This window comes from Chloroflexota bacterium (assembly GCA_026706485.1).
Taxonomy (GTDB): Bacteria; Chloroflexota; UBA11872; order UBA11872; family UBA11872; genus JAJECS01.
The window spans coordinates 408,670-419,845 of record JAPOYR010000010.1 but is presented as its reverse complement, the minus strand read 5'-3'; the positions used below and the strand labels follow the sequence as shown (position 1 = coordinate 419,845).

Here is an 11,176-nt window from a genome sequence, read left to right as displayed (position 1 = left end):
AGGCGCTGGTCGCGGCCGTGCCCCCGGGTCGCGTGGAGGACACGATTCTGCTGGATTTCGCCGATACCGCGTGGCCGGTGGCGCTCAACCCGCTGGACGTGCGGGATGCGGCCGAGGGCGAACGCGTGGCCGGGGCCGTCTACACGATGATGAAGGAGCTGGTGAAGGGCGAGGACCTGCACTGGGGCACGTCGATGTCCCAGGCCTTCGCCTACGGCTTCCGCACCCTGGCCGCCAATCCCCAGATCAAGCCCTCCATGCTGGACTTGGAGCGGCTGTTCTTCGACCGAGACTGGCGGCAGACGCTGCTGCCCCAGGTGACCGATCCCTTCCTGCGGTCGTACTGGCAAAACCAGGTCGACCGCACCTCGACGCGGCAGTTCGAGCTGACGTTCGGCGGGGCGCTACGGCGGATGGCGATGCTGGTGCAGGACCCGCGGGTACGCAACATCCTGGTGCAGCCGCGCTCGGCGGTGGGCTGGGACGGAGCGCTGGCCGACCGCAAGATCGTGCTGGCCAACCTGGACCAGGCGGACACCGCACTGGGAGCGGCCGGCTCCCGGCTGTTGGGCAGCATCCTGGTGACCCAGTTCTGGCAGGCGGTGCTGCGGCGACCGGTCGATGAGCGCCCGCCCTTCTTCGCGGTGTTCGACGAGTTCCAGGAGTTCCTGGACACGGGGCGGGACATGGCGGCGTTCTTCGAGCGCTCGCGCAGCTACGGGGTGGGACTGACGGTGGCGACGCAGAACCCCGGCCATCCGCGGCTGCGGCCGATCCTGGACAGCGTGCTGATCAACACCCGCACGCACGTGGTGTTTGGAGGCCTGCGGGCACAAGTGCGGCACTTCGTCGATGAGATGGTGCCGACGTTCACCCGCCAGCAGCTCGACGGGCTGCCGGCGTATCACATGGCGATCACGACGCTCGTGGACAATCGGCCGGCGCGCCCGTTCGAGGCGCGGGTGGTGCCCATCCCCGCCGGTGACCCGGTGACGGCCGACGGAGTGCGGGACCAGTGCCGGCAGCAGGTGGGCAAGCCGCGGGCGCGGATCGAGGCGCTGGTGGCGGAGCGCTACGGCGAGCCGCCTAAGGACGCCTCCCGAAAGACCAAGGAAGCCAATTCCAAACCTGCCACACCGCCCGAGCCTTCGACCACGACCGGCGTCAAAGTGGGCACGTCGGAGCCGTTGGACGGACTGGATCCCAACCCGAGAGGGGGCGCATGACCGCGGCGCCAGCCATTCGGATGACCCATCGGATGACGTTGCGATAGGTGGCTCGATAGCGTGCTCGAAAGGCGTTTCGAATGGCCCGAGCGCTCGACGCGAACGTCTGGGCCGTGCACCGGCCTCCCGCCAAACCTGATGGACGAGGCCCAATGTTTCGCATTCGTCAAGCATTGGTGACCTTTCGCTTCGTGGAACTGTTAACCCGTACCCCCACTCCTCGTCCTCTTCGATCCTCGTCCTGGGGGTACGGGTTCCCGGCCGATCCGAGCCCTCGTAGTTCCAGCGACTACCCCATGCCCACGACCCCTGGCATCCCCAATCCTCAAGCTCCCGATTCCCGTAGGGTCCAAGCTCTCGCAGTTCCAGCGACTGCCCCATACCCACGACCCCTGGGATCCCCAATCCTCAAGCTGTCAATTCCCGTGAGGTCCGAGCTCTCGCAGTTCCGGCGACTGCGCCATACCCACAACCCCTGGCATCCCCAAGCCGCGAGCTTGCTGTTCCCGCAGGGTCCGAGCTCTGGCAGTTCCAGCGACTGCGCCATACCCACGACCCCTGGCATCCCCAAGCCTCAAGTTCCCGATTCCCGTGGGGTCCGAGCTCTGGCAGTTCCAGCGACTGCGCCATACCCACGACCCCTGGCGTCCCCAAGCCTCACGTTGTCGCTTCCCGCGGGGTCCAAGCCCCGGCAGATCCGGCGTCTGCGCCATTCCCAACGCCCTCGGCAGTATCGGATCTCGTGATGCGCGTCCGTGTGGGATCCCGGCAGCTCCAGGTGCTGCGCCTGCTCTTCACCCATCGCCTGCTGACGGCCGCTCAGGTCCAGGCCCTGGCCTTTGAGACCGCCACGCGGCGCACCTGCGAGATCTGCCTGCAGCGGTTGCATCGCAAAGGGTGGGTGGTGCGGGCCGAGCCCCTCCATGGGGGCGCTGGGGGCGGCCGCAGCGGCTACGTCTACGGTCTCTCCGCCGCGGGTGCCGACGTGCTCGTGGCGTTAGCCGGGATCCCGCTGGCCGACATCCCGACGGTCGCCGGGCCCGAGGCCCTGGAGCCCCGCTACGTGAATCACCAACTGGCCGTCAACCGCTGCATGCTGGCGATCCGGCAGGCCTGTCAGGCCGATCCCGGGGCCACCCTGCGCGAGTGGAGGGCCGACCCGCACGCGCGGGTGCGATATCAGGTGGGGCGGAGCTGGCGGACGGTGCACCCCGACGCCATCGCAGAGGTTGCCGTGGATGGCCGGTGCCGCTGGATCTATCTGGAAGTCGATCGGGGGACGGCGGAGTTGCGGCGCTACGGGCTCAAGCTGCGGCGCTATGCGCATTTCTATCTCTCGGGCAGTTGGAGGCGGGAGTACGCGACGTTTCCCGAGGTGCGGATCGTGACTGCGCACCGGCCACGGGTGGAGCGAATGTTGGCGGAGGTGGAGGACGCGGTGCGGAGCTTCGACCGGGCTGACCGTGATGTGCTGACGGCCGGGCTCGTCGTTGCGGTGACGTGGGAAGCGGCGTTCCTGGCGAATTCGAGCGGGGCCGTGTGGACACCAATGTTCGCCCCCGACCGGGAGGAGTCGCTGCTGCCGGTCGGGGATACCGCCGATGCCGGGCCTGCGGCGAGCGGTTCCTCCGCGCGCTGATCGGAGGCGCTGCATCCTTGACGACCCGGTTGCGGCGCTCCGCGTGCGGTACTCGCCGGCCCGCGGCGTGGCCTGACAGGGCGCGCCGCGGAACGGCGGCGCCGCCGGACAGCTGGACCGGCGCCATGCGCGTGCGCAGATTGGCCGGCTTTGCGGCGGGTGCTCGTGGTGCGTATCAAGGCACATGAATGCGGGACCAGATTCGACAGACCCGGCAGTCCTTCTGGTGCCCACCAGGCTGCCGCCAAAGTCAGCCAGCCGAATGGACCTCGACGTCAACAGCATCGCGCCCAGCGGCCAATTCTGCTGGCCCTTCGGTCGAGCACCGCACATGACCGGTCGCCAACTACATTTCTATACGGCAGGTGGCCCGCCAGCCGTGCTTTGTATATGTCGGTGTTTATTGATTTCTACCGACAGATCAGCAAGACTCTCCACATGGCACAGGAACGCCGTCGGGCGGTTCTCGCCTTCGTCCGGGAGGCCGGGCTGGCCCGCCCGCGAGACCTTGAATCTCGGGGAATACGCGGCTCGTATCTCGGCCGACTCGCGCGCGAGGGACTGCTGGAGAAGGTGGGTCGGGGCCTCTATACGCTGGCCGGCGCCGCGGTGAGCGAACACCGCTCGGTGGCCGAGACGGCGAAGCGCACGCCACGTGGGGTGATTTGCCTGCTCTCAGCGCTGCGCATCCACGGCCTCACGACGCAGGCGCCGCACGAGGTGTGGCTGGCGATTGGCCCCAAGGACCGGGCGCCGAAGCCGGCCGGTGTCGGGCTGCGGATCGTGCGGTTCTCGGGGTTGGCGCGCACCGCGGGGATTCAGACGCAGCGGATCGACGGTGTCCCCGTCCGCGTGTACAGCCCAGCCAAGACGGTGGCGGACTGCTTCAAGTTCCGGAACAAGGTGGGAGTGGACGTTGCCATCGACGCCCTGCGCGACTGCCTGGTCCAGCGTCTCAGCACCGCCGACGAGTTGGACAGGTACGCGCACATCTGCCGTGTCGGGCGTGTCATGCGGCCCTATATGGAAGCGATGCTTTGAGGCGCCGACGGCCGCGGAACGTCCCCGCGTCGGTCCGGCAGCGCCTGCTCAATCGCGCGCGAGAACGCCGGGAGGACTTCAACTACCTGCTCACGCGCTATGCGAACGAGCGGCTGCTGTACCGCCTCGCAGCTTCGAGGCACCGCGACCAGTTCGTGCTCAAGGGGGCGGTCCTCTTCGAACTATGGACGTCGACGGCCCACCGAGCGACGCGTGACGTGGATCTGCTTGGGTGCGGGGAACCGGCCGTTGCGCCGGTGCAGGCGGTCTTCCAAGACTTGTGCACGCTTCAGGTCCCGCCGGACGGGATGCGTTTCCTGGCTGGCTCGGTGCGAGCCGCACCGATCCGTGAGCGGCAGGCGGAAAGCGGCATCCGGGTCCGGCTTACGGCCGACCTCGACGGAGCGCGCATCAGCCTTCAGGTTGACGTCGGATTTGGAGATGTCGTGACGCCCCGCGTCGTCGAGGCCGAGTTTCCGACGATTCTCGACTTCCCGGCCCCTCGGCTTCGGACCTATCCGCACGAGGCGGTGGTAGCTGAGAAGTTCGAGGCCATGGTGCGGCTGGGCATGGCGAACACCCGCATGAAGGATTTCTATGACCTGTGGGTCATGGCGTCGAGCTTCGCGTTCTGCGGGAAGTCGCTGGCGGACGCGCTCGCGGCCACGTTCGGCAGCCGAGGCACGCCGCTACCCATTGACCCACCGATTTCCCTGCGCTCGGAGTTCAGCGCGGACGCGGCCAAGCAGGCGCAGTGGACGGCGTTTGCCGGGCGTTCTCGACTATCGGCGGTCCCGAGCCTCGAGACAATCGTAATCGTGCTGCGGCGCATTCTGTGGCCGCCCGTGTCCGCCGTGACGCATCGCATCCGGTTTGAGCGCGATTGGCCGGCCGGCGGTGACTGGATGGCTAGCTAAGTTCCGGTGCATTTCGTGCTAGCACCTGGCCCATCTGCACTTGTCCATCGATCGGCCAATGTAGAGAAGTCAGCGAAGGTCCTGCTCGGGAGGTCCCGTCGAAAGGCGGCCGGAGTTCGCATATCGGGTTCTCCGGTTGGGCTGGTGCGAATCTCGCGCCACAGCCAGGGGCGGCAGAGAAGATTCAAGTCGTCCGAAGGTTGCGGAATGCTCGCCCGGCATCACAGGTCCCAAGCGGTTCAATCGTGTAGATGCGCACGCAGCCCGTCGCATCCAACTCGGGCAGTTGGCCGCCGGCGCCTACGCCTGCACATCGGCCGATGACCGGCCCGGGACGCCGACCACGGGCGGACTGGGAGCAACGCGTGGAGCATGCGATTCGCCACCTGCACAGCGCGTGGGACCTCCAGGAAAATTCCTTGTGCCGGATCGCGGCTGTTCAGGATCGCGCAGCGCACACGTACGACTGGCGACCTGGCGCCGAGTGGCTGGCTCTGCGCGATCTGGTCGAGGAGGCGGTCAAACTAGCCGGCGATCTCCTTGACCCGGCGCATGAGACGTTCCTTCGCCGTTGGGTGGCCACGGGCAATATCGCAGCCGTGGCCCGCGAGATGGGCAAGGACCGCTCGCACCTCTCGCGGGACTATCGGCCACGGGTCGTGATGGTCGTGACCGATGTGTTCATGAGCCTCACCGGCCATGGAAGGCGCCGGATGCGAAACTCACAGCCGCGCCAGTCGCGACGCACCCGCTAGCCGGAATCGTCCGCGACCGCCCGCAGCAGTTTCCGCGGCCTGCGCCTCGGGAAGTTGGTCGCTGTACGCCTCCCGAGATCAAGCAACGGGCGCGGCTCATGTCGACGGCCTCTGCGGCCACACGTTGGCAGGCCCGGGAATTCGGGCGGGAGCGTCGCCTTGGGTAGGGCGCCCGGTGTGGGCCCGGTCGTTAGTTGTAGTACTGGAGAAAGCGGGGCAGATTGGTACGGAGGTCGGTGAGTCGGGAGATCAAGACAAGCGCAAGGGGGGAGGTGCCCTTCTTGGCTGTACTGACCACAACCAACTGTGTTGGAGCGTGAAGGGTTAGGCCATCGTCGAGTCCCAGCGGGTCTGGGATTTGCAGAGCGCATTGCAGCGGACGAGCAGCTCTTGCATGCAGGCGACGACGGCCACCTTGGACGGCTTGCCGGCCGCGATGGGGCGCTGGGGGCAGGTGCGCAGCGTGGGGTTGACGCGGGTGGCCGTCAGGGCAGCCATGTTGAGCGCGGCGCGAGCCTGGGCGCACCCGCCCCAGCAACTCCACCGCCCGCGCCAGGCGCCGCTGTTGCGGTTGAAAGGCCCGACTCCGACGAGGGCGGCGACCTGCTGGCGGGTGCACGCGCCCAGTTCGGGCACTTCGGCCAGCAAGACGGCGGCAGCCACAGGTCCGATCCCGGGGATGCTCTGCAGCCAGGCGGCGCGTGCGCGCCGCTCGGGCTCCGCCTGAATGAGGGCCGCCAACTCGCGGTCGACCTGCGCGAGGGCCGCGGTCAGCGCGGCGGCCAAGGGGTCGAAGCCCAGGTCCAGGTGGGCACAGTCGTGGCGGCGCCGCTGCTGCTCGGCCGCACAGTCCGCGACCAGTTCACGCCGCCGGCCGACGATGTGGAGGTCATGGGCGGCTGCACTGGGTTGGGGCCGCCACGGGTACCACACCGCAGCCGCAAACCGTGCCAGCACGCGGGCATCCAGCCGGTCGGTCTTGGCCAGGATGCCGTGGGCGCGGGGGAAGTCTCGCGTCTGGCGCGGATTGACGACGACGGGTAGGCCTGCGGCGCTCGGGGCGGCGACTACGGCCCGATCGTGTCCACCGCTGGCTTCCAGCACGATATGGGTCGGCCGCAGCGCCTCGAGCTGCCCCTGCAACCGTCGCAGGCCGCCTCGTGGGCGTGGGACCGTCTAAGTCGTCCCCGTGGGCTGCACGGCCACGTCCAACTGGGCCCTCGCCACATCGATTCCCACCGTCACGTTCGCTGGTGCCGCCATTGGGTACCCTCCGGCAACGCTAGCCACGTGCTCTGCCTTGCCGATGCGGGCTCATGCTCACGGCCCCGGCAACTGTTCGGTCTCTGGGCCCACGTGCGGACCGGGACGACCCTGCTCTGTGGCGGTCTCATACAACCAAGGCGTGATCGGTCTGTCCCGGACTGTTCACTATGACCGTGGACAATTCAAGGCGCCGGGAACATACAAGGTGTTGGATGCGCCCGCCGGCCCCTTCGAAGAAGCCCATTGACGCCCAAATCGAACCCCGGCACATCGCGCAGCGCAATCCTCTTCAGCACCAATATGCTCACCTCAGCCAGGACATTACAATCAACGCTTTATCGATTAACAATCACGCCCGCTTCTCGTAACAAAGTCGAGATCAATCGTTCATCCCCTATGACCAAAGCAAAACTCGAATGATGTGCCGTAGATGTCGATCACACCTGATCAATTTCACTTTCCAATGCGCAACTTCCATGACGATCCCAAGCTGACGACGGACTCGACAGGATCACAGCCCACTGGATTCCGAACACCAATCATCTGCGGCCGACCGTCCATGGTACTATTACCGAAGAACCGCGACTACCCTGCCAAGTCACTTCCGTGACAAGGCGGTTCGAGGATCAAGATGCCCGTAACCGAGCTAAAGCTGTCAAACATCGGGCCCTTCGACGAAATCGAGCTGACTTTCGACAGGCAGGTCAACATCCTCACAGGCCCAAACAATACGGGGAAATCGACAATCCTATGGGCTCTCGGCGAGCTCCTGGTGTTCCCGTTCACACTGCCCGAGAGATCCTTGAAAGATCCCACGTCGACGTGGCAAATTAGAATGACATCTAACGACAACATCTATAACTTTAGCGGTTCATTTCCCGTCGACATCACTGATGATCTAATCGAAGCTTACAAGGCAATCGGCTACACGTGTTATATACCTGGACAAAGATATTCGACCGACTTTCGTTCTCCTGGCCCGGGTTCCGCGCGAGATCTTGACGTACATATTGATGCGCATCTGGAACTAATATCTCAAGCTAGGCCGTCGCTAGTACATCGCATGCCGCCCGCCGAGCTACGGAGCTTCTTGCACCGGGCGCAACAACAGGAGGACCCTGAATTATCGAAACGCACACGCCTTCTATTGAGCGCACCGTTGTTGCTGAGCAATCACACACTAATCCAGAAGATTATAGATCTCGATTATGCATCACTGCGACTCAATCGCCCGGAGATTCGGCAAGTATTTGGAAGCGTGATATCAATTGCATCTGATATAACAGAGGGATTTCCTCTTGAATTTGCCGGTATTGGAGAAGATAATCGGGGCCTTTATCCAAAAGTGAAAACGCTGACCGAAGAACTCCCGATGGACTCCCTTAGCCAAGGAACGATGTCCGTGATTCATTGCCTGGCCCAGCTCATATTCGGATATGCCGAATACTATGATTTTCCGGAAGATCTTGCAACTAGGCCCGGAACGGTAATCATTGATGAGATTGATGCTCACTTACATCCGTCTTGGCAGCGGAGGATCATCCCGACATTAACCGATCATTTCCCGAATCTCCAGATATTTTGTTCTACACATTCACCATTAATGCTCGCGGGCCTAGAGGCTCAACAAGTTCATCTGCTTCGGCAGGACGCGTCTGGCGGCATAAGTGTTTCGCCGAGTCCGTCGGATATATTCGGTTGGACTGCCGATGAGATTCTGCGTCATATATTTGGTCTTCCTGAGCCCACGGATCTTTCTACAACACAGTCCCTCCAACGCCTTGCATCATTACGCAGGCGGCGAGATCTCTCTGCGGCTGAGCGTGAGGAGCTAGAGTGCCTGCGTGCCCGTGTCGGCACCCAGATTATGAATGCGCCGATGGCTGCCGAGATTGCCCGTATGGCTAGTGAGGTTCAGGAAGCCATAGCAAGGCCGGATGACTCAGCGAGCGGTAGCGGCAGAGAAGGAGATGATTCTCCCGACGGTAGCCGACCCTAATCTTGCATACTGTCGATCGCGGGCCACCACCCGCGAGCCTACGGGCGATACGCGGGAAGTACACCACGGGCTGGGTGAACTATTACAGCCATGATCGCGGCAGGAAGCCCTCGGATGCACACTGGCTTCGTTTCCGACCACTTCTGTCTCACCGATTTGCTAGATTATGTGGCTATTGTGAAGAACTATGCGCAGGCGAAGTAGATCACTTCCGACCCAAAGCTCGAAATCCTCAGCTTACCTACTGTTGGGAGAACTGGATATTCAGTTGCCACAATTGCAATGCATCTAAAGGTTCAAAGTGGCCAACATGCGGTTACATATCTCCATGCCCGGATGAAGAGGCCGATCAGCCAGAACGTTTCTTTACATTTGACACGGTGACCTGCGAGATCATCGCCCGAGATTCGCTTGCGGAAAATGAATTCGATAGAGCACAAGCCACCATCGATGATTTGGGTCTCAATTCCGTTATACAGTTGAAGAAAAGATTGTGGTGGCTTGGCTTTGTCAAGGAGATCGCTGGGAACAACGGCAATGCTATGAGTCGAGAGGCGTGGAAGAAGTACACATCACGTCGGACGCCATTCTCTAGTGTGGTCAGGGCTTGGTTGCACGAAGAGTCAACGGGGAGAGCCTGTTAGAGTGCGATTGAAGCGGACTGTACGCAGAGTGGATGTAATCCTACCCTAAGACTAAGAGCAATCGGACTTCTAAAACGTTCGTGATGGTGTGACTGTGATGTGTCGTAGCACCCAATTGGAGCGGGGGTGCAGCTATTGATCTCTACCGCAGTCATACGCATAGAAGAGCTCATCAGCCAGGAATTCACTATGGGGGTACAGCAGCTTAGGAAGACCGCGCGGATGCCAGCCGCTTGTGAGCGAAGCTTTTTTGGGTATCGAGGCCGTTTCGTCCTATTTCGAATAGTGGCACAGTAATTCTACGTGATTTCGGGCCGATCGCGCCTGCGCCGGCGCCACGAACGCGCGGGTCACCGCCTCAAGCGCTGGTCGCCAATAGGCGGCCGGCAGATGCTGGCGACTCTGCAGGGTCAGATGCGCTGCAATCGCGACTATTGACGGGCCCTTTCGCTGTAGTTTGTGGGGACCGGGGACATCATGAACGCATGTTTGGGGACTTGGTGAACACGTTCGGGGCCCACGAGGATCTGAGCATGTGCCGCTTGGGGACCCGGTCATGAGTGAACAACGAGCGAGTTTGTGAGGGTGGCGGCACAGCCGGGGCCACTCGGCGGGCGCTTTGCCGTCACGTTGGGATTGCGCCCGCCACGGCCTACAAGTGGCGGCGGCGCTTTGCCGCGGAAGATCCCGCGGGCTTGGCGGACCGCTCGCGGCGCCCCCGCCACAGTCCGGCGCGCACGCCCCCAGCGATTGAGCAGGCGGTGCTGCGGCTGTGGGCCCAGCACCCGACCTGGGGCGCGCGCAAGCTGCGGGTGCTGCTGGCCCGAGAGGGGTGCACCCGCTGCCGGCGGTCTCGACCCTCACCGTGATCCTGCGCCGGCATGGGCGGCTCGATCGCGCGCAGCGGGCCGGCCAGCCCCGCGCCCTCCAGCGGTTCGAGCACCCGCACCCTAACGCCCTCTGGCAGATGGACTTCAAAGCGGGCTGGCCGTGCGGCGCAGGGCGCTGCCACCCGTTGACCATCCTCCTCGACGACCACTCGCGCTACGCCCTCAGCCTCGCCGCCTGCCCCAATCAGCGCACCACCACCGTGCGCGCCCAGCTGGTGACGACCTTCCAACGCTATGGCCTGCCCGACCGCCTGCTGGTCGACAACGGCAGTCCCTGGGGCAATCACCCGGCCCATCCCTACACCCCGCTCACCGTCTGGCTGCGCCGCTTGGGCATCGCCGTGAGCCACAGCCGGCCCTACCATCCCGAGACGCTGGGCAAGGACGAGCGCTTCCACGGCACCCTGGAGCGTGAGCTGGGGCGGCAGCCGCCGCGGCCCGACCTCGGCGCTTGGCAGACCACCTTTGATGCCTGGCGGCACGAGTACAACCACGTCCGCCCCCACGAGAGCCTGGACCTCGCGGTGCCCGCCAGCCGCTACCACGTGAGCCCCCGGCCCTATCCCCGGGAGTTGCCCCCGCTGCCCTATGGCCCCGAGGATCAGCTCCGTCGCGTCCAGGCCGGCGGCCGGGTGTCGTTCCAGGGGCGGCCGATCCGGCTGCCCAAGGCCCTGCGCGGGCAGCCCGTGGCCTTCCGCCCCACGGCAATCGACGGTCGCTGGACCATCCACTTTCTGACCGGCGAACTGGCCGTCGTTGACCTGCGGACCCCCGCTTAACGCTGCTCACCACGTGTCCG

7 protein-coding genes and 1 pseudogene are annotated in these 11,176 nt (G+C 64.3%); 7 read left to right on the top strand and 1 reads right to left on the bottom strand.

Features of this window, described 5'->3' with window-relative positions; genetic code table 11:
- From OXG79_09470 to OXG79_09450, 5 genes are all read left to right on the top strand, one after another.
- Positions 1–1,226: hypothetical protein (locus tag OXG79_09470; GenBank protein ID MCY3784000.1), on the top strand; the 1,226-nt coding region annotated here is incomplete at its 5' end.
- A 745-nt stretch (positions 1,227–1,971) separates the two neighbouring features.
- Positions 1,972–2,865, top strand: coding sequence for a replication-relaxation family protein (locus OXG79_09465; GenBank protein MCY3783999.1), 894 nt, complete (start codon positions 1,972–1,974; stop codon positions 2,863–2,865).
- 438 nt (positions 2,866–3,303) lie between these two features.
- Positions 3,304–3,906, top strand: a complete 603-nt coding sequence (locus OXG79_09460) for a type IV toxin-antitoxin system AbiEi family antitoxin domain-containing protein (protein ID MCY3783998.1) — start codon at positions 3,304–3,306, stop codon at positions 3,904–3,906.
- Complete coding sequence (locus OXG79_09455; protein ID MCY3783997.1) at positions 3,903–4,823, top strand: nucleotidyl transferase AbiEii/AbiGii toxin family protein; 921 nt, start codon at positions 3,903–3,905, stop codon at positions 4,821–4,823. Before OXG79_09460 ends, OXG79_09455 begins: the two co-directional genes overlap by 4 nt.
- Before the next feature lie 320 nt (positions 4,824–5,143).
- On the top strand, positions 5,144–5,578 hold the full coding sequence (locus OXG79_09450; GenBank protein MCY3783996.1) for a hypothetical protein: 435 nt from the start codon (positions 5,144–5,146) through the stop codon (positions 5,576–5,578).
- 324 nt (positions 5,579–5,902) lie between these two features.
- On the opposite strand, the gene OXG79_09445 is transcribed toward OXG79_09450, so the two are convergent.
- Positions 5,903–6,730: a transposase gene (locus OXG79_09445; GenBank protein MCY3783995.1), complete on the bottom strand. Its 828-nt coding sequence runs from the start codon at positions 6,728–6,730 to the stop codon at positions 5,903–5,905.
- A 745-nt stretch (positions 6,731–7,475) separates the two neighbouring features.
- Here OXG79_09445 and OXG79_09440 point away from each other — a divergent pair.
- Entirely contained in the window at positions 7,476–8,843 is a 1,368-nt protein-coding gene (locus OXG79_09440) for an AAA family ATPase (GenBank protein ID MCY3783994.1), read from the top strand.
- Between the two features lie 1,229 nt (positions 8,844–10,072).
- Positions 10,073–11,156, top strand: a pseudogene (locus OXG79_09435) (IS481 family transposase).
- Positions 11,157–11,176: the final 20 nt, after the last annotated feature.